The following is a 22,254-nucleotide window of genomic DNA, read 5'->3' as shown; positions in this document are numbered from 1 at the left end:
GATGGATAGTGCAAAAGGGAGGAAATGAGAATGAGAAAAAAATTATAAAAAAGTTGACGGACGGGTCGGACCCAATGGCTAACCATGAACTTTGGTTGTCGTTACGGTGTAAATCTCTCAACACTTCATTTTAATATCAAAATATAAATAAATAAAAACGCCACCAGGATCCTGGTGGCGTTTTCTGTCGGTTGAAAGTCTAATAGCTAATGCTTGTCGTTTAAGATTAATATTCTACCTGTCAGCAAGCAATTCAAGCTGTTTTTGAGTCGTATTTAACATGTGCGTTTCGGTTATTTTTTCTACTCCAAACTTGCCCAAAGCGTAGATATATGCCATGTTTAAATTAAAAATTTCTTCTTGTGTAGCATTATCCTTTTCAGCAATAAGAACTAATTTATCAATATATTCATTACCGATTAATAGAGCAAAGTCTTCTTTAATAATTTCATAACGCCTCATCTCGTTATGACCAATTACTCCACGTTCCGTTACTTCCCAATTTCCGAATCTCATATTCTAAGTTTTTAATTATTATTAACTCGCCTCTCCACCATACAGGTGTCCTTGGAACCCAATAAAGGTATCCCTTATAGATTTGATATCACCAAGCTCACGCTTAGCATCGGTGATGGCTTTATATTTAAGTTCTAAAAGGTCGGGAAGCTTCGCATCATCTAATTCATCCACCCCTTCCTTTACGTATTGTTCAAGTACGAAGTTGAGAAACTCTTGCTGCTTCTGGTTGTAATCTCCGAGCTTAATCTTTGCTTTGTCTGCTCGGTCCAATCTTGGCACCAAATCTTTATGATACGCCACATAATTTAGTACATCATACAGGTCACTATCTTCTCCATGAACCAGTTTACGTAAATCTTCAAGCTGCGCATGCGTATAACCTTTTTCGTTTAGCTCTTCCAATAGCTTTTTTCTGGTTGACGGTAAGCTCCAGAGCTTTCGGAGTTCGTCTTCACTTTGAAAGAGAGCTGGTAAATCTCCAAACAACTGGTCTAGGAATTCTTGAGCAGACATTGGAGCACCAGTTACTGGATTATAAAAGGAAGTCTTAATCATGCTGTCAATTTCTCTGACCTTGTTATCCGCCAGCTTAACCTTTATCATCTTCTTTGGAGGCTCATCACAAACACATGGGTCGTTGTTGCAAACTTCACATGTTGGTTCTGGTTCTTCTATACATTGACATGGTTTTGGCTGACCGCATTTTTTGCAATTTCTTTTTTTCCTTTCACCATTGCCGTATGGTTCTGGTTCCAATGGCTCTCCATCCCATTCGGGGTCTTTAAAATGGTCATGGGCATTAACAAAATCATAAACCGTAAAATACTCCTTACCATCAAACAAGCGAGTGCCTCGACCTACTATTTGTTTGAACTCCACCATCGATTTTACTGGTCTTAATAATACAATGTTTCTTATCTCAGGTGCATCCACTCCCGTACTTAACTTCCTAGAAGTAGTTAATATGGTTGGAATGCTCTTTTCGTTATCCTGAAAATCACGTAGGTGTTTTTCTCCTATTTTGCTATCATCAGCGGTGACACGATGGCAATAGTTTGGATTTTTACTATCTGCATATTGATTGATTAAATCCCTAATGGCTGCCGCATGAACTTGGGTAGCACAGAACACCAATGATTTTTGACTCTGATTAATGATATTCATAAAGGTCTTTACCCTATACTCTTCACGAGCCTTAATTTCAATGATGCGATTGAAATCTTCCTCCTTATATGTACGCCCAACCTCAACCTCTCCAGTTTCCACATCATCATCCTCGGTATACTCATATTCGTCAATAGTAGTTGATATTTCTTTTACCTTGAATGGTGTTAAGAATCCATCGTTAATACCTTCTTTAAGGGAATAGATATACACTGGGTCTCCAAAGTATTTATAAGTATCGCCATTAACATCTCGTTTTGGAGTCGCTGTAAGGCCTAATTGAACCGCTGGTTTAAAATATTCCATTATAGCCCTCCAAGAACTTTCATCATTAGCTCCACCACGATGGCACTCATCAATTATAATGAAGTCGAAAAAGTCTTTTGGATACTCACCGAAGTTTGGGGAATCATTTGGACCAGACATAAAGGTCTGGAAAATGGTAAAGAAAATATTGCCATTTTTTGGAACCTTTCCACGTTTTCTAATCTCATCTGGAGCAATGCGCACCAAAGCATTTTCCTCGAAGGCATTGAAAGCATTAAAAGCCTGGTCTGCTAATATGTTTCTATCAGCTAAGAATAAGATTCTAGGACTTCGTTGGCCATCACGCCTGATATTCCATTTGGCATGAAACAACTTCCAAGCAATTTGGAAAGATATCGCTGTTTTTCCCGTGCCCGTGGCCAGAGTTAATAAGATTCTATCCTTTTTATCTGCTATAGCTTCTAACACCTTCGTAATGGCATTATTCTGGTAATACCGAGGTTGCCAAGTACCTCCTCGGTCCTCAAACGGCACTTCAAATAAACGCTCCTTCCAGTTGGCTATTTCTACCTTATAATCTTCTTTTGGTGCTGGATAGGTCATTTCCCAAAGCTCGTCTGGTGAAGGATATTTGCTTACATCACCTTCAACCGCATAATCCATATCCACTCCGTAAATTTGAAGCCCGTTGGTGGCATAGGTATAACGTATATTTAAACGGTCTGCATAATCTTTAGCTTGTCCTAAACCAGCAGTGTAGTAGGCATCTCGCTTCTTAGCCTCAATTACCGCAAGATTTCTATTTTTATAGATAAGCACATAATCTGCACGTAGCTGGGAATAATTACGCACACCAGGTTTTTCTTTATTAGTTATTGGGAATTGCTTGAATACACGAGACCCTTCCACAACGCCCCATCCAGCTTCACGCAATGCTGGGTCTATATATTGAAATTCGGTTTGTGCTTCGTTCATTATAAAAAATTAAGCATCTGGGTTTTCTTCTAATATTCTATTGAAATCTGCCGCCACATATTTTTCATATTGTGGTTTAACATGTTCTAAGTTTAATTTAGTGTTTTTGCCACTAAACCAAACCGTTCTTTTTCCTTTGTTTTTACCAGATTGATTTTGTCTTGATTCAGTGATGAATTCTTTAGAAGACATTATCCAAATGGTGTCCATACGCTGTGAGTAAAATACAAACCAATAATTGGGCCTATACTCATGTTTTAATGCTGCAAACAAACCAGCAGAACCAAATTTAACGTCATTCGACCTTGCTTTTATCTGAACCTCTACATAACTACCATCTGGTCGTTTTACTACAGCATCAATAGCATCATCGTCAACCAAAGGCAAATAAACATCCAAACCTTCCTTTAGCATCAAACCTACTATATAAAATTCGATTCTTTTACCAAAAGCCGCTGTATGTCTAAATGATGTACTCATACAGCAACCGCTTTATTAGTTAACTCCCCAGCAAAGGCTTTTTGTAGAATTGCTTTTTTGAGTTCTTCTAAGCAATTCAATTCTTCAATATAATTTGATTCTACATTATTTAGCTTTTGCAATAGCGTATCTAACTGAATTTCTATTCTATTTTGATTTTCAATGCTGGTAAAAGGAACTGGAAAAGCTCTTAATTTTCCTAAACCAATAAACCCTTGGGCACTTCCGCTTGAATTATTAGAAACATAATCTTTTGCCTGTGGGCTTTTCAAATAATACAAGAGAAACTTTGACCTATAATTTTCATTGGTCTTGATTAAGCCTACGTTCTTAATGCTAAAAACCCTTTCATCATCAACTATACAAGCCATACCCCTGTTAGCTCCAATCATCGCAAAAAGAATATCATTAAAGGCAACATTTGACCTTCTATAAAAATCATCATGGTCCTCTTTTCTAATAAATTTTGTGTTTTCAAATGAAAGACCTTCATCAAGAATGTTCTTCTGTGTAACGAAAGGTATTCCATTTTCAGCATTAACATATTTTGGTGAATCGTGAGTGCCATCTTTAACCTCACATATTTGATTTAATTTCTTCTCTTCCCAACCCTCACCCTTTTGGCTAAAAATTTGGTTAAGCTTAGATTGAAACAGCTCTTTAGCATTCTCGATATTTTTCTCAATATTGGCTTTGGCTTGGTCTATGGCTTCAAAGGCTTCATCTAAAATAGCAACGATTTGTTGTTGTTCTTGCAGTGGTGGGATTGGGATTTCGACTGAACTTAAAGCCCTAGTTGATAATTCTCTAAATGTAGTACCCGTACCCAAATCGTTTAGTAAATCTACGTTCGATTTTAAAAAGTAAAACAAGTACTTAACCTTCACCATTTCACTTGGAACTATCCCACGGCAACCTTGGTTGGTAGACATTGGTTCCTTATTGATAGCCAGATGACCTATTGGCGCCCTAGTGGATAAAATAATTGAGTTTTCTGGGAATAGCTTAGCAGAAGATTTTTGCAAACCTGCTTCAGTTATTTTCCTTGGTGTAACATATGCATAAATTCCTTCTAGTTGACCTAAATCTTTTGGTGTAATCCAATTAATATCACCATCCCAGAACTCCATAACATTCGTCTTTGGTGTCCCACCACTGATAATATCAGCAACTTCAGCTATTCTAAATTTGCTCCATCCTTTTTTAATCATGGATTTTTGTTTTCCAATTTTCTAATGACAAGCAATAAATTTTTTATTGACCTTTTTAATTCCGTTTGTGTATACTTTTCATTTTTGTTATTCTCTGGATGATGGATTAAATGCCTAACATATGTAGGTAAAGTACAATCAAATTTTTTGCCCTTTAAGGAAACATAATCCTTTTTAATGGTTACAGTAGGATGTAATTCTGAAATTTTTTTATCAAAGTCAGTGCCATTATCTATTCCGCTTAAAACAAAAGCTCTTCCATACAACTCATTGTGATAGTCTGCACTTATAATGTTGAACACATCATAATTAACACTTGCGTAGCTTGATGACTTTTTATCATAAAACGATACTGTTGTGTTTTCTTCAGGCTTTGTTACCTTAATATTTCTATTTAAATAATTTTTATCAATCATATAATTTGAATGAGTAGCAAAAAACACGGTATTATTATTCTTTGATTTAGTAATCTTTATTAATTCATCCAAAAGGTTCTCTTGAGCAGTAGGGTGTAAGTGTGTTTCAGGTTCATCCAATAACAATAAAGTATTCTCTAGTTCATTATTCCTGTTTTCTGCTGAAACCGTTAATAAAAAAGAGATAAACTGTTTAAATCCATCACTCCTTTGGTCCGCAGTTTTAGCTCTTCCTGATGCATTTTCATCTTTTACATGAAAATTTACGTTTCCATCTGAAATGTTAAACGTAATTTTTACAGGGTGTTCTTTCCAAACATTTTTTATATGCTCAGTAACTTTTTTACCTAGTTCTTCAGCCAAATATTCCCTTTCTGTCGATTCCGTCAAAAGTGCTATTTGCCCTTTAATATCTTCAACACCCGCTAAATAAAAACAATTTTTTAAAGGAATTGAAGAATTGGGATTTTGTGAAAAAGCCGCCAATGCGATAGGCTTTGAAATTAAAAATTTGTCATCTGCCTTCCAAAAAATTGTGCGAAAGACATCCACACTAAAAAAAGATACTAAATGCTTATTAATCTGTTCTTTTTCGGAATCTTCAGCTTCAATATTCAAACATGTTACTGTCCTTGTAAAAGCATTTAGATTTGCTACTTGAATTGTTATATTTAGCATTACTTCAGACAAATCTAATTTTGCAAAATCAGTACTGGGCATTTTTGTTTTTAGTAATTCTTTTGCAGATTTAACATCTTTTGAGGACCAAAGGAATTTGTAATTTACTTCGATAGGTTTATTCCTATCATTAAAATCTTTAAGTGTAGGGGTGAAGGAATCAAAATTATCCTTAAATGATAATGCCCTTAAGATTGAAGATTTACCCGCCTCATTTATTCCTATTAATCCATAGGTAAATGAATTATCCTCTAAAGATTTTACTTCTATTGTTAAATCATTTATACTTCTAAAGTTTTTAATATTAACGGTTGTTAAATTCATAAAGCAAATTTTACAGCATTTTTTTTATTTGTTTGATAATTGTTACAGTTTCGTTATCCAAGGCTTCCATTTCAGTTAAAATTTCTTCTGGACTCCGCAGGGGTTCTTCTTCTGGTGTATTGGGATTTTTAACGCTAAGGTCGTAAGTGTCTTTGTTTACATCTACTATCTTAATACTCCAAGATTTCTCGGTTTCAGGTTTGGTGTCCTGTAGTTTAACAAATTCTTCTAAATCGGAATCATTTAGCGGGTTGGTCTTCCCCATATTTCGCCCTGGATCCATTTGGTAAAACCAAATGGACCCAGTTGGCGTTCCTTTTTGAAAGAACAACACCACGGTTTTAACCCCAGCACCCAAAAAGGTGCCACTTGGCATATCGAGTACGGTGTGGAGGTTACAGCTCTCTAATAAATACTGTCGCAAGGCCACCGAGGCATTATCCGTATTACTTAAAAATGTATTTTTTATTACTATAGCGGCACGGCCTCCCGTTTTTAAACTTTTTATAAAATGCTGTAAAAACAAAAAGGCGGTTTCCCCAGTTTTTATACCGAAGTTCTGCTGTACTTCTTTACGTTCCTTTCCTCCAAATGGTGGATTGGCAAGAATTACATGGTAACGATTTTTCTCTTGGATATCTCGTATGCTTTCGGCCAAGGTATTGGTGTGGATAATATTTGGAGCCTCAATACCATGTAGAATCATGTTCATGATTCCAATCACATAGGCCAAATTCTTTTTCTCCTTGCCGTAAAAGGTTTTTTCTTCTAAAGTTGAAAGATTGTCCGTGGTTTTATCCATGCGTTCATACATGTACTCATAAGCCTCGCACAAGAAGCCACAGGACCCCGCTGCGCCATCATAAACGGTTTCACCAATCTTTGGGTCCACTACGTTTATCATGGTCCTAATAAGCGGTCTAGGGGTGTAATACTGGCCCCCGTTACGACCCGCATTACCCATGTTTTTTATCTTGGTTTCGTAAAGCTCACTCAACTCATGTTTATCGGTTGAGGACCTGAATGGAAGCTCATCGGCATACTCTAGAATATCACGTAGTATATACCCGCTTTGAATCTTGTTTTTAAGCTCCGAGAAGATTTCGCCTATTTTGTATTCAATGGTTTGAGGGCTTTCAGCTGTTATTTTAAATCCCGCTAGATACGGAAATAGTTTCTGGTCTACAAATTGGATAAGGTCTGGACCTGTCATGGCTTTGTGATGGTCCAATTTACCATCTGGACCCTTTGGCATCGCCCACTGGGGCCATCGGTACTCAGGCAATAAAATGTATTGGTATTCCTGACCTTTGAGTTCCGCTTCATCGTTCTTATCCTGTTCAAGGTCATCCAGATACTTCAGGAACATGACCCAAGATGTCTGACCGATATAATCTAATTCGCTGTCCGCACCAGCATCTTTATATAAAAGGTCATCTATGTTTTTAAAAGTGTTTTCGAACATTTATTTAATATTATCTCGGTTCAAATTTGCCCCTGGCAAATTGAAGGCCATTAATTGGTTAAACTTAAGGGGAATATAGAAGGTTAAAGGTAAAATAAAGTAAGTTATTTCCGAAAATTTTGGTGCAGAAATAAATTTTTTTGAAAAAAATCGCAAAAACACTTCTAATCTGCTCGATTTCTTAGTATGTTTGACCGTAACGGTACGATTTAGTACCAACACCAATAACTTACTTCTCCCCATAAACCAAGACGAAGACTGGGGTTTTAACACGATGACAAACTAGCGCAATAGCTAAATGTCACTTTTCTGTTTGATATTATCAAAATTTTTTTAACCTGGTGACAGGTGCAGTCAATTTTTGGCTTTTAGTTATTAGGATTCCGACCTGGGCGTAAACGGAAGTATCAATTGCTGATGCAAGTTGATAGACTATAAAAAATAACACACCTCCCGCTCCATCAAAAAAAGAGAGGAATAGAGCGGTAGATTAACATGTTAAGTTTAACAAAATGCAAGAAGACATTAAATAAAAATGGAATAAAATACACTGATGCAGAGATAGAGAAAATACGTCTCTTCCTTTATAACATCGCTGAAATACAACAATCAATTAATAATTAAAAAAGACAAATATGAAAGACACAATAATATACTGTAGAGTTAGTACAGACGACCAAGCTGACAATGGTTACGGAAGGAATTATCAATTAGAAAAACTTCAAATGACCTGTGAAGCAAAAAAGTATGACATTGCCAAAGAGTTTTTAGAAGACCACTCTGCCAAAGATTTTAATCGACCAGAATGGAAAAAGCTTGAAGAATATATAAAAGCAAATCGTAAAACAATAAAAAGAGTAATATTTACTAAATGGGATAGGTTTTCAAGAAACCAGCCCGAAGCTTTGAAAGTAATTGAAAAGTTTAACTCTTGGGGCATAGAACTTAATGCGATTGAGCAGCCACTAGATTTATCAGACCCTAATAGTAAAATTCTACTTGCAATGTATTTGGTTCTCCCTGAAGTAGAAAATGATTATATCTCTATCAGAACAAAAGCTGGGATGTATAGTGCTTCAAAGGAAGGTGCGTTTCTTGGCACACCACCTTTTGGTTTTAAAAGGATGCGAATTGATAAACATGCGACAATGGAACCTGATGAAAATGTTCAGCTAGTAAAAGATATTTTCTATAAAGTTTCCCAAGGCGCAGAATCAGTTGAAGGAATCCGAAAAGAGTTTATTAAAAAAGGATATACAAGGTGTAAACAGAGCTTTTACAACATGCTAAGGAATCAGGCTTATATAGGTAAAGTAAAAGTACCTAAGCACAACAATCAAGAATCCTATTGGGCAAATGGTTTGCATAATAGTATAATTGAAATTTCTATTTTTAATAAGGTCCAAAATGTTTTAGAAGGAAGAAATAGGAACGCAAAACCACCATCAAAAAAAAAAGAATCATTGCCTCTTAGAGGCTTCCTTGAATGTGAATATTGCGGAGGCAATTTAACTGGAAGTGTATCTAAAGGGAATGGTGGCCAATATGGTTACTACCATTGCCGTGGCAACTGTAAAAATAGAGTCTCATCAATTAAAGCTGACAAAATGATTGGTGAGATTTTAGCTGATATAAATTTCAATGAAAATGTTCTAAAGCTATATAGGGATATTATCATCGATATACAAAAAGGCAAACGTTCTAACAAAGCAGTAAAAATTAAAGAAATTCAATCTAATATTGATGGGACACGCCATTTATGGGAAAGTGCCGAGGATAAGTTCAATAGAGATTTAATAAATCCTGAAGATTTTCATCGCATGTCAAATAGGTATGAGGAAAATTTGAGAACATGGAAATTGGAACTGCAAGATTTAAAAGAAGCTATAGAATTACCAGTAAAAATGATTGAAAAGGCAGTAAATGCACTAAGAAACATCCCCCAACTTTATATGGATGGAGATTATGAACAAAAGACTGGTTTGATTGGTTTATTATTTCCAGAAAAAATGATATTTTCAAAAAACGGATGTCGAACCAAAAAGAGAAATATAGTCATTGAGCTTTTGACTAGAGTTAACAAGGCTTCGCAAGAATTAGGCACAAAAAAAGCCATCACTTCTGATGGCTTGTCTAATCTGGCTCCCCCTCTTGGGCTCGAACCAAGGACCCTTTGATTAACAGTCAAATGCTCTAACCAACTGAGCTAAGGAGGAATGTTTTCGCGTTTTGCGAGCGCAAATATATGTTAATTTTTATTTACTACAAATTTAATAATTAAAAATATTAATTAAAAATAGCTTTAAATATATCATTGCCATTGGCAAATAAAACCAAAGCAATTAAAATAAAGAAGCCTATCATTTGGGCATATTCCATAAACTTATCCCCCGGCTTTCTACCCGATACCATCTCATAAAGTAAAAACATGACATGTCCGCCATCTAAAGCCGGAATGGGCAATAAATTGAGGACGCCTAACATGATGGATAAAAATGCCGTTAAATACCAAAAGGCCTCCCAATTCCACTGGGCAGGAAACATATTCCCAATGGCAGCAAACCCTCCAATTTGAGTTGCTCCTTTTTTCGTGAAAATGTATTGAAACTGGCCCAGATAATCCTTTACTTCCCAATAGCCATGACTCAAACCCCCGGTAATACTTTCAGAAAAATTATAATCCCTTTGATTAAACGTAATATAATCCAGGTCTGAAGGTGAGGTAACGATACCCATCACCCTATCTTCACCTAAGGTAATTGTAGTATGCTTTAATTCGTTATCCCTTTCATAAGCAACATCAAAACTGTTCGCTTCCAGATTTTTAATTTCATAGGTCAAATCCGAATAAAACGCAATCGGTTTATCGTTTACAGCCACGATTTTGTCTCCTGCCCTAAGCCCTGCTTTCCCCGCCGGTGCAGTGTCTACCACAGAATCCAATTTAAACGGATATCGCGGTGATAACCCCGGGATATCACCTGCTTCAAACAGCTGAGTGCCAATGTCTTCCGGTAATGCTATGTCTTCAACCACTCCGTTATCATGCTCAACCCTGACATTTTCGACCGTCCTGAACATTAAAATTTTATTGATATCCACCGTAAGCTCCTCAAAGGGCTCTCCATTTACCGAAACAATCTTATCCCCTTGTTGAAAACCATAGTTCTCTAATGTTTTGGAAACGCCATATCCGTACTTTATATCATCTGTATTTGAATAATTCGTTCCCCAGGTAAAAAGCAACATGATAAATAAAAAGAAGGCTAAAATAAAATTCATGATAACCCCGCCCAACATGATGATTAAACGCTGCCAGGTGGGCTTGGATCGAAATTCCCATGGTTGGGGTGGTTGGGCCATTTGTTCGGTATCCATACTTTCGTCAATCATCCCTGCTATTTTAACATAGCCCCCTAAAGGCAACCAACCTATACCATATACCGTTTCACCAATTTTCTTTTTAAACAGTGAAAACTTTACATCGAAAAACAAATAAAATTTCTCAACTCGCGTCTTAAAAGCCTTTGCTGGAATAAAATGTCCCAGTTCGTGTAAAACAACCAATATCGAAAGACTCAATAATAATTGAGCCGCTTTTACTAAAAATACAGACATCTAACTTTTTTTATAATCGCACAAAAGTAAGGTTTTAAACCAAGTTTAAAAAGATATTTATGGCGTGCTCACCGATTTAACATGAATTTAAGTTTATATAAATTTTCAGAGCCTTAACTTTCCTTGTATTTTTGCAGGAAATTTAATGTCTTAAATCACTATAATGCTGTCGTTTTTCAAGGTGTACAAAAAGTTTGCCATTGTTTTTGCAATCCTATCGATTATTATAATTTCAGTTATTTATAACACCCTAAATGTCTATCAGCCACTGCCCATCTATCAACCTGCCCATGTGAGTTCAGAATTAGTGGACAGTACCATTCAATACAAAAAAAAGTATCATAAAATAGGCCATTTCTCACTAATAAACCAAAACGGTCAAACCATTACTGAAGCCCATTATAGCGATAAAATATATGTAGCGGATTTCTTTTTTACCACCTGCCAAACGATCTGTCCCATTATGACAGACCATATGGTTGCCATTCAAAAAGAAATTTTAAATGACGACGAGGTCATGCTCTTATCCCATACGGTAACTCCTGAAATTGATACCGTGGCACAATTAAAACGCTACGCCATAGGGAAAGGCGTTGTGGATAAAAAATGGAACCTGGTTACTGGCGATAAAAAACAGATTTATGACCTGGCCAGAAAAAGCTATTTAGCAGTCAAGGACCACGGGAATGGCGGGCCGTTTGATATGATCCATACCGAAAACTTCATGCTTATTGATAAAAAAGGGCAGATTAGAGGATTTTATGACGGTACCAATCCAGAAGACATACACCAACTCCTTGAGGATATTAAACACTTAAAAAAAGAACCCTAAATGGTCCTTAGGATTGTCCGTTAGCAGACTGCTCCAAGGGTACTTTGATGGCACTAAATGTGCCACTTCTTCGAGGCGGTCACATGCTTTTTCGAAACTTCCGGGACTAAACTTTGAACGAGAAATTTTTTTAGCTTACTTTTGCTTCTTTAAAATCAATCTAAATAAGCTTGAAATATTCTATAGCACATCTTAAACGTGGTGAACGCGGAATCATTACGGATGTTTCTTCCAAGTTGATCCCATTAAAACTCCTGGAAATGGGCTGCTTACCGGGGAATATGGTTGAACTCGTTCAAGTCGCTCCGTTTCAAGACCCCATGTATCTCAATATTAATGGATCGCACCTTGCCATTCGTAAAGAAACGGCTATGCATATTTTAATTGAAAAAGTAACCCATGGGTAAACAAATTAACGTTGCTTTAATTGGTAATCCCAATACTGGAAAAACATCCGTCTTTAATGCCCTTACCGGTTTAAACCAAAAGGTGGGGAATTACCCCGGTATAACCGTAGAAAAAAAGGAGGGGATCTGTAAATTACCCCGTGGTGTTAAAGCCCATATTCTTGATTTACCCGGAACTTATAGTTTGAATGCTTCCTCTCTCGATGAAAATGTTGTTATAGAGTTACTGCTAAATAAAAATGATAAAGATTTTCCCGATATAGCTGTTGTTGTGAGTGATGTGGAAAATTTAAAACGCAATCTGTTGTTGTTTACGCAAATTAAGGATTTGGAAATCCCGACCATATTAGTCATAAATATGGCAGACCGTATGGACTATAAGGGCATTTCACTGGATATTGACTATTTAGAAGAACGTCTTAACACCAAAATCGCCTTGGTTAGTACCAGAAAAAAGGAAGGTATAGAAAAACTAAAAGAGTTAATTGGCGCTTACAAGGACATTTCCGTCAAACCCTGTTTAAATGCTTCTGAAATTGACAAGGCGTATTTTGATAATTTGCGTCAGGCCTTCCCGAATCAATTACTCTACAAGCTTTGGCTCGTTATTACTCAGGATGTTAATTTTGGGAAAACCTCCAGAAAGGAAATCGAAGATGTCTCCAATTTTAAAACAAAAAGTAAAGCCGATTTAAAACGCCTGCAACAAAAGGAAACGATTAAACGGTATCAGTTTATCAACAATGTTCTTAAAGTTGGTCAAACCATTGATCTCAACAACGCCAAGGACTTACGCATTAAACTCGATAGAATCGTGACTCACAAAATTTGGGGCTATCTTATTTTCGGTATTATTCTACTTACCATATTCCAGGCCATTTATGATTGGTCCAGTGTTCCTATGGATTTCATTGACAGTGCCTTTGCCTCATTGAGCGAATGGACCAAAAGGCAACTCCCCGTTGGTTCGTTTACCAATTTGCTCGCGGAAGGTATTATCCCGGGGCTTGGTGGTATCGTAATTTTTATTCCTCAAATAGCCTTTCTTTTTTTGTTCATTTCGGTGTTGGAAGAAAGTGGTTATATGAGTCGTGTGGTGTTTTTAATGGATCGTATCATGCGCCGGTTTGGGTTAAGCGGAAAAAGTGTTGTCCCCTTAATTTCCGGTACCGCCTGTGCCATTCCCGCCATTATGGCAACGCGAAATATTGAAAGCTGGAAAGAACGTCTCATCACCATTTTGGTAACGCCTTTCACGACCTGTTCGGCAAGACTTCCCGTCTATCTCATCATTATTGCCCTGGTGATCCCTGAAGGACGTATTTTTGGATTGGGTTACCAGGCCTTAACTCTCATGCTCTTGTACCTAATTGGTTTTGGCATTGCTGTATTTTCTGCGTATCTCCTAAATAAGATTCTTAAAATTAAAAGCCGCACCTTTTTTGTCGTAGAAATGCCCAATTATAAACTTCCCCTTTTTAAAAATGTGGCCTTAACAGTAGTTGAAAAAACCAAATCTTTTGTATTTGGTGCCGGTAAAATTATTCTAGCCATTTCCATCATTCTTTGGTTTCTGGCGTCCTTTGGTCCGGGTGAAAACTTTAATAATGCAGAACGTATCATTAAAACCGAGTTTGTTGACCAAAATTTACCCCAAGACGACATACAGCAAAAAATTGCTTCCCATAAATTGGAACATTCCTTTATCGGTATTATCGGTCGTACTATAGAACCCGCCATAAGACCCTTAGGCTACGACTGGAAAATTGGCATCGCCATCGTAAGTTCCTTTGCCGCACGCGAAGTATTTGTTGGTACCTTAGCGACCATTTATAGTGTGGGGAGTGACGAAGAAGAAACCATAAAAAACAGAATGGCAGGCGAGGTCAATCCCATTTTGGGCGGCCCCCTGTTTAATTTTGCTTCCGGGATTTCCCTGCTGCTTTTTTATGCCTTTGCCATGCAATGCATGAGTACCCTGGCCATCGTAAAACGTGAAACCAATAGCTGGAAATGGCCCATATTACAATTGGTAATTATGAGTAGCTTTGCTTATATTGTGGCATTAATGGCCTTCCAAATATTGAAATGATAATAATTAATTTACGACATAACTAGTATATGACCCACATTATACAAAACATATTAGTCGCTATTTGTATCGTATTAGCCCTTTTGTTTTTGGTAAAAAAATTCTTCTGGAAAACCAAGTCCAAAAAATCATGTCATGGTAATGATGATTGTGGCTGTCATTAACCCTTTCTAAACATTTTAAAGCACCATTTAGTTTATCTCAAACTTGCATTGCATTAATTTTTTTTGTTACATTTGAAAAATTTTTAAGTCTCCTTAAATTTATTTTAAAGTAACAATAAATGTCTATAGCAATAGAAAATTTCGTAAAAACAATTTACAAAAACGGCAAACGCGACAAGAATGATACAAAGCCAGGGAATATTGCCAAAGAACTTGGCATATCGAATGCTGCAGCCACTGACATGGCACAAAAGCTAGCGGCCAAAGACTTGTTGCATTACGAAAAATACCAGGCACTAAAACTCACGGAAAAAGGCACGAAAATGGCCCTTGCTGTGGTCCGCAAACATCGCCTTTGGGAGTCGTTCTTATTCAAAACCTTCGATATGTCCTTACACGATATTCATCGCGAGGCCGAACTCCTGGAACATCAGACCTCTAATTTTTTAGCCGATACGATAAGTGCCTATTTAGGGAATCCTAAATTTGATCCCCATGGAGACCCCATCCCTAACGCCCAGGGGGAAATCACAACAGTAGATACATCCATAACCTTATCGCAGGCCCTCGAGGGGAAAAGTTATGTCATTTCCCGACTCATGAGCGACGACAAGGAGTTTTTCGATTTTTGTGCGCATCATGGTCTGAAATATGGCAATACCCTGTTAGTATCGAAACAGTTTCTTAAAAACAAAATGACTCAAATTTTAATTAATAATAACACCATTATTCTCAATGAAGATTTCACCTCAATCATTTATGTCAATGCCAATGAATAGAACAGCCATACTGGTTTTATGGTGCGCCTTTTCCCTTTCTGTATTTGCTCAAGATGCAGAAAACACTCCGGGCACGCTCATTACCGACCGCCCAGACGCCACAGAATCTCCAAATACGGTCCCTGTCGGTTATATACAAGTGGAAACCGGAGCCTTCTATGAAAGCTTTAAGGAAAATGGAGTGACATCTGAAACCTATACCTACAATACGACTTTGGTCCGGCTAGGTCTTCTTGAGAACCTTGAATTGAGATTGGGATGGGATTTTTCTGAAGTCAAATTAAGTGATCAAAATACGGTTTTAAGTGGTTTTAATCCGCTTTTGCTCGGAATTAAAACGGCCATTGCCAAAGAAAAAGGAGCACTGCCCGACATTGGACTTATTGGGCATGTTTTCTTGCCTTTTAGTGCCGGAAAGGATTATAAACCTGAAACCACAGGAGTTGATTTTCGTTTTTCTTTTGCACATACCCTAAGTGAAACCTCGAGTTTATCCTACAACATCGGTGCTCAGTGGGGCGACGATTCTCCGGAGGCGGCCTATATATATACCCTGGCCTATGGTTTGGGAATTACGAAAAAACTCGGTGCTTATGCTGAACTCTACGGCGATCTGCCGGAAAACCACAGTGCCAATCATTATTGGGATGCCGGACTTACTTATTTAATGTCCGACAGTGTACAACTGGACGCAACCATTGGATCAAGCATTACAGACGGGCAAGATATTTTAATAAGTGGAGGCCTTAGTTTTAGATTGCCTACAAAAAAGAATTCATTATGAAAAACATTATTTTAGCATTAGCCATAACCATAGCCTTATTTAGCTGTAAAAACAACAAAAAAACCAACTCCAAATTACATGTTGTTACCACAACCACCATGATTACCGATCTGGTTTCAAACATTGGTGGTGACCTCATAGAAATACAAGGTTTAATGGGCAGTGGTGTAGACCCACATTTATACAAAGCGAGCGAAGGAGATGTGGCAAAACTATCTAACGCCGATATTATTTTTTACAATGGATTGCACTTGGAAGGCAAACTCGTTGAGGTTTTTGAAAAAATGAAAACCCAAAAAACCGTGGCGATTTCTGACGCTTTGGACCAAAGCACATTAATTGGTTCTGAATATTTTGCTTCTAATTATGACCCCCATATATGGTTCAATATAGACTATTGGAAACAAGCCACTCAATTTGTGGTTAAAACCCTCTCTGAAGCCATACCGGAACAAAAGGACGTCTTTCAAACTAATGGCCAAAGTTACATCAGCCAACTGGAGGTCTTAAAAGCGAAGTTAATAAGCACCATAGAGACCTTACCTAAGGAAAAGCGTATTTTAGTCACTGCACACGATGCCTTTAACTATTTTGGTAAATCCTTCGATTTTGAAGTGGTAGGCCTTCAAGGACTTTCCACAGCAACAGAAGCAGGGGTTCAGGATGTGCAAAACCTGGCAGCTTTTATCATTGAACATCAAGTAAAAGCTATTTTTGTGGAGAGCTCCGTGCCCAGGCGTACTATTGAAGCCTTGCAGGCTGCTGTTCAATCTAAAGGACATCAAGTGGGTATTGGAGGCACCTTATATTCGGATGCCCTAGGAGACCGAGGAACGCGTGAAGGCACCTATATTGGTATGTTTGAATATAATGTGAGTACTATTGTAAAGGCGCTCCAATAAAATGGCCTTAGGTCATTGAACAGATTCTGATCATCTTTTAACTAAAAAAAGCTCTGCATGAGCAGCGATGCAAAAAAAATGAATCATAAAATTGCCGTACAAGTAGATGATTTAACGGTAGCTTATAACTACAAACCTGTGCTTTGGGACATTGACTTGGAAATCCCCGAAGGGGTATTGATGGCTATTGTCGGACCCAATGGAGCAGGTAAATCAACGCTTATTAAATCCATTTTAGGGATACTAAACCCCATTGCGGGAAGTGTTAGCATTTATGGAAAACCCTATGATAAACAACGCGCTCTTGTGGCATATGTACCCCAGAAAGGAAGTGTAGATTGGGATTTCCCAACAACGGCTCTTGACGTGGTTATGATGGGTACCTACGGAAGTCTGGGATGGATAAAACGCCCCGGGCAAAAAGAAAAGAAAGCGGCACTTGAAGCCCTGGAAAAAGTGGGGATGTTGCCGTTTAAAAATAGGCAGATTAGTCAATTATCGGGAGGACAGCAACAGCGTATATTTTTGGCTCGGGCTTTAGTGCAAAATGCCGCTATCTATTTTATGGATGAACCGTTCCAAGGTGTTGATGCCACGACGGAAATTGCCATAATCAATATTTTAAAAGAATTGCGGAAAGCGAATAAAACGGTGGTAGTGGTGCACCACGATTTGCAAACCGTCCCTGAGTATTTCGATTGGGTCACTTTTTTAAATGTGAAAAAGATCGCCACCGGACCGGTAAAGGACATTTTTAATGACGACAATTTAACGAAAACCTATGGTATAAACTATAAGGTCAGTATACAGGAGTAGCCCCGTAAACCGTTACCCGTTACACGGTCATGTAATGATGAGAACCAAAAACCACAATAGACGTCAACCTGACTTGGACCATAAAGGGTCACATAATCAGTGATGTATTATTCGGATCAACAATATAAAAACCGAGGCGTGGAAAGCATCTCAGCAACAGGGCCCGATTTATTATAAGGATATAGAACATGGATATTACAGAATACATAAGACTTGTTTTTAGTGACTATACCTTACGAACCATTACCCTGGGCACAGCTGTGCTGGGAGCCGTCACTGGTATGTTGGGGAGTTTCGCTGTGTTGCGCAAACAAAGTCTTCTAGGGGATGCCATTTCACATGCAGCATTACCCGGTATTGCCATTGCCTTTCTAATTACAGGTACAAAAGACGGTAATGTGCTGCTTCTTGGGGCTTTGGTAAGCGGGCTTATCGGTACCTTTTGGATCAGGAGCATCGTTAAAAAAACCCATTTAAAATCCGACACGGCATTAGGGCTCATTCTATCCTTGTTTTTTGGGTTGGGCATGCTCTTGCTTACCTTTATTCAGAAACAACCCAACGCCAATCAAGCGGGACTCGACAAATATTTATTTGGACAAGCCGCCACATTGATCGAAAGTGACGTATGGATGATGACCTGGGTAACTGGTATTTGTTTGGTTGTATTGCTACTGTTCTGGAAAGAATTTAAAATCCTGTTATTCGATGCCGATTACACCAAAACATTGGGCTTTAATACTAAATTTATTGATATTTTAATAACCACATTTATTGTAGTGGCTATTGTATTAGGCTTACAAACTGTAGGTGTTGTTCTAATGAGTGCCATGTTATTGGCCCCTGCTGCCGGAGCTCGGCAATGGACCAATAGTCTGGGTTATATGGTCATTATCGCTTCCTTTTTTGGAGCCCTGTCAGGTGTTGTAGGTACGGCCATTAGCGCCAGTCAAAATAACCTCTCTACAGGTCCTGTTATCGTTATTATTGCCGGCATTTTTGTTTTGATTTCCTTTGTGTTTTCACCAAGCAGAGGCTTATTATTTAAACAAATTCGGTTTATCAAAAACAGGCGGGATCTCCAATTGCACAAAACACTGTCGTTTATGTATAACATTGCGAAAACACACGAAGACATAGCACACCCGCATGCGATAAAAATCCTAAATAACTTTCAAGGCTATACCAGGGGAACCCTTCAAAAGTTAGTGAAAAAAAATTATGTGAACCTGGATGGAAGTCTGTGGAGTTTAACAGAAGAAGGCTATAAAACTGCTTCCAATTTATATAATCAGCAAACTAAGAACGATGAGTAATGCCCAATTAGAAATACAAATTATTGCAAGTTTGGTTGCCATCGCTTGTGCCATTCCGGGCACCTTTTTAGTACTCCGTAAAATGGCCATGATTAGCGATGCCATCAGCCATTCTATATTACCGGGAATTGTTATCGGATTTTTTATTACCCAGGATTTAAACTCCCCACTGCTTATCCTCCTGGCCGCCATTACAGGTATCATAACGGTTATTCTCGTAGAGTACATCCAAAAAACGGGTTTGGTTAAAGAAGATACCGCTATTGGTCTGGTCTTTCCAATACTATTCAGTATTGGGGTTATTTTAATTGCCAAACATGCCAATGATGTTCACTTAGACGTCGATGCTGTTCTTTTGGGTGAACTGGCCTTTGCCCCTTTTGACAGATTGATTATTAATGGCGTCGATATTGGTCCAAAATCACTTTGGATTATAGGAGGAATATTATTAACTACCTTAGGCCTTTTATTTGCCTTTTTCAAAGAACTAAAAGTGAGTACCTTCGACATGGGTCTGGCCGCATCTCTGGGGTTTTCGCCGGCAGTCATACATTATGGGTTAATGACGGTATCGTCGGTAACTACAGTAGGGGCTTTCGACGCGGTGGGAGCTATTTTAGTCGTTGCCTTAATGATTGCACCGGCAGCCACTGCATATTTATTGACCAACAACTTAAAACGTATGCTGGTATACGCGATATGTTTTGGCGTCTTTAGTGCCATCTCCGGCTATTGGCTTGCACATGGATTAGATGCCTCAATTGCCGGTTCCATAACAACAATGCTTGGCTTTCTGTTTCTCATCGTGTATTTGTTTGCCCCCAATCGAGGGGTTATAGCCGTTTTATACCGTGAAAAACAACAACGTACCGAAGTGTCATTACTAACCTTTCTACTCCATTTAAAAAATCATGATGAAAAAGCTGAGCGTCATGTTAATCACTTAAATGAGCATATAAACTGGCAAAAAGTACGCAGTAAAACGGTGTTGGACTTGGCTCTAAAAAACAATATGATAGCAATTGACAACCATATTGTGTCACTAACCGATAAAGGGAACGATTTTACTACCCAGGCGATCGACTATATCATAACCAATGAAGATGCCCAAATTGAACACATGAAAGACGATTTCTTCTTATTTAGGGGCTAATGCCCTTAAGAGGGACATCCCATGTAACCAAGAATCCATATTTTAGTATCTTAATTGAATTAAAATTAGATTCTTCAGTCATCCATATATGAATTCGGACTGGGAATCCTTGAAAAAGATCACACACCCTATGGCCCATCACAACCAACTTGGTCAAAAAGGCGAACAGCTTGCTATTGATTTTCTGATTAAAAAAGGCTACACTATTCTTGAACGCAACTACCGTTTCGATAAAGCTGAAGTCGATATTATGGCTCTATTTAAGGATATCCTCGCTGTTGTTGAAGTTAAAACCCGATCTACGGCCGACTTTGGTAACCCCCAGGATTTTGTTAAACCCAAACAAATTAAAAATTTGGTGAAAGCTGTTGATGAATACGTTAATGCAAATCATTTAGATGTGGAGGTTCGCTTTGATATTATTGCCATTGTTGGAACAGACAAGTCCTTCGATATCGTACATCTGGAAGACGCCTTTTATCATTTTTGACGTTTCAGGTGTTTATGGCACCGTTCACAAGATTGAGAGGCTTCCTCTCAACTACTTTTTCCCAAACCATTCTTTTAAAGCATCTACATCTTCCGGTTTGGAAATAATATGCTTATTGGTGTCCAGAATATAATAAGTAGGTGTTGATACAACAGCATAACGCCCAACAATGTCATTATCCCATTTTCCTTTTCCATAAACATGAATAAATTCCGGATAATTTAATTTTAACGCTTTCCATTGAGATTCTTCTTCTTCCAGAGCTATGGCAATAATTTGCGTACTGCCCGAAGCAAGAGTTTTATAATAGGCATACAATTGAGGAATTTCGTCCAAACAATGAGTGCAGGTCGTACTCCAAAAGACAATAATGTAATTCTTATATCCCTTTAATTCACTTAATTTCCGGGTTTTTGTCTTTCCATTCTCAACAATTTGAAATGAAAAGTCCGGCGCTTCATTACCCATAGAGAGGTCCTTGTAAAGAATGAGCTTGTGCAATAGCTTTTGGTCATTCAGGGATACCGCTATGTCCATTAAATAGGTTTCTGAAATATAATTGGCCACTTCTTCTTTACCTAAATCTGCCATTTGTTGCCATAAATCCACAAGCAGAATACGTTTGACTTCAGGTGAAGTAGACTTCATAGCCATACAAAAAGCATCAATATTGTCCTTGTAATTAGTAATTTCATCCTTCGTTTTCGATGTTACTCCAAAGACATAATTCAACATTTTCTCTTCCAAAAGATTCGAACTTTGAAGGGTCTTATTATTAAAATCCATGGAATCGAAATAGTGTGTCTTCAACCCCTCCAGGTATACCTCGGCGGTCACAAAGGTTTTTGGAATATAGGGTTTATTCGCTTTAATGAATTCTAATACAATGGTCCCTTTAGCCGCATTTTCAAAACTGTTCTGGGTTTCTCTTTGTATCTTAAAAATAGTTTTCAAAGCTGTTGTATCGGGACTTTCCTTGCTGTAGAAGTTTCTAATACTTTGCGTGACCTTAGACATGCTTTTGGAATAGGAGGACAACAATTTATTCTCAAAGGATTTTAAAAATACCACCCCTCTCTCCGGGTTAAAATCGAGTTCTATGTCTTCTTTTCCATTATAAATAACATCAAAATTGTAATCTTCCTGAGGAATGGCATAAACAATTTTATATATGCCTTTGGTTAATGTTGAATCCAGCTGAAACTGAAAGCTGCCATCATTTTTTATCTCTGCATTTTTAATATACTTTGACATGGTGGGAGTGGCTTTGTATAACAATACTACCTTATAATCCTTGGCCGGTGAAAAGACCCCATTTATTGTATGCTGAGCTAATAGCAAGCTGGGTAATACAAACACTATGGCAATTAAACGTTTCAATTTTATATGATATTAAATTTTA

General features: G+C 37.8%; 20 protein-coding genes and 1 tRNA gene. 12 read left to right on the top strand and 9 right to left on the bottom strand.

Features of this window, described 5'->3' with window-relative positions; translation table 11 throughout:
• Positions 1-234: 234 nt before the first annotated feature.
• Genes MR054_RS12735 through MR054_RS12710 form a run of 6 tightly spaced genes read right to left on the bottom strand, consistent with a single transcriptional unit; the run spans position 235 to position 7,499 of the window.
• Complete coding sequence (locus MR054_RS12735; RefSeq protein WP_242158205.1) at positions 235-516, bottom strand: hypothetical protein; 282 nt, start codon at positions 514-516, stop codon at positions 235-237.
• 21 nt (positions 517-537) lie between these two features.
• Positions 538-2,925, bottom strand: a complete 2,388-nt coding sequence (gene hsdR / locus MR054_RS12730; RefSeq protein WP_242158204.1) for an EcoAI/FtnUII family type I restriction enzme subunit R — start codon at positions 2,923-2,925, stop codon at positions 538-540.
• Between the two features lie 9 nt (positions 2,926-2,934).
• On the bottom strand, positions 2,935-3,405 hold the full coding sequence (locus MR054_RS12725) for a hypothetical protein (RefSeq protein ID WP_242158203.1): 471 nt from the start codon (positions 3,403-3,405) through the stop codon (positions 2,935-2,937).
• Positions 3,402-4,616, bottom strand: coding sequence for a restriction endonuclease subunit S (locus tag MR054_RS12720; protein ID WP_242158201.1), 1,215 nt, complete (start codon positions 4,614-4,616; stop codon positions 3,402-3,404). Before MR054_RS12720 ends, MR054_RS12725 begins: the two co-directional genes overlap by 4 nt.
• Positions 4,613-6,034, bottom strand: coding sequence for an ATP-dependent nuclease (locus MR054_RS12715; RefSeq protein WP_242158199.1), 1,422 nt, complete (start codon positions 6,032-6,034; stop codon positions 4,613-4,615). The genes MR054_RS12720 and MR054_RS12715 overlap by 4 nt, the downstream gene beginning before the upstream one ends.
• 10 nt (positions 6,035-6,044) lie before the next feature.
• The gene (locus MR054_RS12710; RefSeq protein ID WP_242158197.1) at positions 6,045-7,499 is read right to left on the bottom strand and encodes a class I SAM-dependent DNA methyltransferase; all 1,455 of its coding nucleotides are present in this window, start codon (positions 7,497-7,499) and stop codon (positions 6,045-6,047) included.
• 635 nt (positions 7,500-8,134) lie between these two features.
• On the opposite strand from MR054_RS12710, the gene MR054_RS12705 reads away from it, so the two are divergent.
• Positions 8,135-9,676, top strand: coding sequence for a recombinase family protein (locus tag MR054_RS12705; protein WP_242158195.1), 1,542 nt, complete (start codon positions 8,135-8,137; stop codon positions 9,674-9,676).
• Here the strand turns inward: MR054_RS12705 and MR054_RS12700 are convergent.
• Together MR054_RS12700 and rseP are read right to left on the bottom strand one after the other, a co-directional pair.
• A tRNA-Asn gene (locus MR054_RS12700) sits at positions 9,639-9,715 on the bottom strand. The genes MR054_RS12705 and MR054_RS12700 overlap by 38 nt on opposite strands.
• Before the next feature lie 70 nt (positions 9,716-9,785).
• A complete protein-coding gene (gene rseP / locus MR054_RS12695; RefSeq protein WP_242158194.1) occupies positions 9,786-11,117 on the bottom strand; it encodes an RIP metalloprotease RseP in 1,332 nt (443 codons plus the stop codon).
• Between the two features lie 163 nt (positions 11,118-11,280).
• On the opposite strand from rseP, the gene MR054_RS12690 reads away from it, so the two are divergent.
• From MR054_RS12690 to MR054_RS12640, 11 genes are all read left to right on the top strand, one after another.
• Complete coding sequence (locus tag MR054_RS12690; protein WP_242158193.1) at positions 11,281-11,949, top strand: SCO family protein; 669 nt, start codon at positions 11,281-11,283, stop codon at positions 11,947-11,949.
• A gap of 170 nt (positions 11,950-12,119) precedes the next feature.
• Positions 12,120-12,356: a FeoA family protein gene (locus MR054_RS12685; RefSeq protein WP_242083849.1), complete on the top strand. Its 237-nt coding sequence runs from the start codon at positions 12,120-12,122 to the stop codon at positions 12,354-12,356.
• The gene (gene feoB, locus MR054_RS12680) at positions 12,349-14,448 is read left to right on the top strand and encodes a ferrous iron transport protein B (RefSeq protein WP_242158192.1); all 2,100 of its coding nucleotides are present in this window, start codon (positions 12,349-12,351) and stop codon (positions 14,446-14,448) included. The genes MR054_RS12685 and feoB overlap by 8 nt, the downstream gene beginning before the upstream one ends.
• A gap of 29 nt (positions 14,449-14,477) precedes the next feature.
• Positions 14,478-14,612 (top strand): FeoB-associated Cys-rich membrane protein, encoded by a 135-nt coding sequence (locus MR054_RS12675; RefSeq protein WP_242158191.1) that lies wholly within the window; start codon positions 14,478-14,480, stop codon positions 14,610-14,612.
• 119 nt (positions 14,613-14,731) lie between these two features.
• Positions 14,732-15,391 carry a metal-dependent transcriptional regulator gene (locus MR054_RS12670; RefSeq protein ID WP_242083846.1) on the top strand — a complete coding sequence of 220 codons (660 nt, stop codon included), beginning with the start codon at positions 14,732-14,734 and terminating at the stop codon, positions 15,389-15,391.
• A complete protein-coding gene (locus tag MR054_RS12665; RefSeq protein ID WP_242158190.1) occupies positions 15,384-16,175 on the top strand; it encodes a transporter in 792 nt (263 codons plus the stop codon). The genes MR054_RS12670 and MR054_RS12665 overlap by 8 nt, the downstream gene beginning before the upstream one ends.
• On the top strand, positions 16,172-17,077 hold the full coding sequence (locus tag MR054_RS12660; RefSeq protein ID WP_242158189.1) for a metal ABC transporter solute-binding protein, Zn/Mn family: 906 nt from the start codon (positions 16,172-16,174) through the stop codon (positions 17,075-17,077). Before MR054_RS12665 ends, MR054_RS12660 begins: the two co-directional genes overlap by 4 nt.
• A 78-nt stretch (positions 17,078-17,155) precedes the next feature.
• Positions 17,156-17,893 (top strand): metal ABC transporter ATP-binding protein, encoded by a 738-nt coding sequence (locus MR054_RS12655; RefSeq protein ID WP_242083843.1) that lies wholly within the window; start codon positions 17,156-17,158, stop codon positions 17,891-17,893.
• Between the two features lie 188 nt (positions 17,894-18,081).
• Positions 18,082-19,209 carry a metal ABC transporter permease gene (locus tag MR054_RS12650; protein ID WP_242158188.1) on the top strand — a complete coding sequence of 376 codons (1,128 nt, stop codon included), beginning with the start codon at positions 18,082-18,084 and terminating at the stop codon, positions 19,207-19,209.
• On the top strand, positions 19,202-20,362 hold the full coding sequence (locus tag MR054_RS12645) for a metal ABC transporter permease (protein ID WP_242083839.1): 1,161 nt from the start codon (positions 19,202-19,204) through the stop codon (positions 20,360-20,362). Before MR054_RS12650 ends, MR054_RS12645 begins: the two co-directional genes overlap by 8 nt.
• 130 nt (positions 20,363-20,492) lie before the next feature.
• Positions 20,493-20,852 (top strand): YraN family protein, encoded by a 360-nt coding sequence (locus MR054_RS12640; RefSeq protein ID WP_242158235.1) that lies wholly within the window; start codon positions 20,493-20,495, stop codon positions 20,850-20,852.
• 51 nt (positions 20,853-20,903) lie between these two features.
• Here the strand turns inward: MR054_RS12640 and MR054_RS12635 are convergent, their stop codons facing one another.
• The gene (locus tag MR054_RS12635) at positions 20,904-22,232 is read right to left on the bottom strand and encodes a TlpA family protein disulfide reductase (protein ID WP_242158186.1); all 1,329 of its coding nucleotides are present in this window, start codon (positions 22,230-22,232) and stop codon (positions 20,904-20,906) included.
• Positions 22,233-22,254: the final 22 nt, after the last annotated feature.

This window comes from Aestuariivivens sediminis (genome assembly GCF_022662105.1).
GTDB classification, from domain to species: Bacteria; Bacteroidota; Bacteroidia; order Flavobacteriales; family Flavobacteriaceae; genus Aestuariivivens; species Aestuariivivens sediminis.
This window is presented reverse-complemented; position numbering and strand designations above follow the sequence as displayed.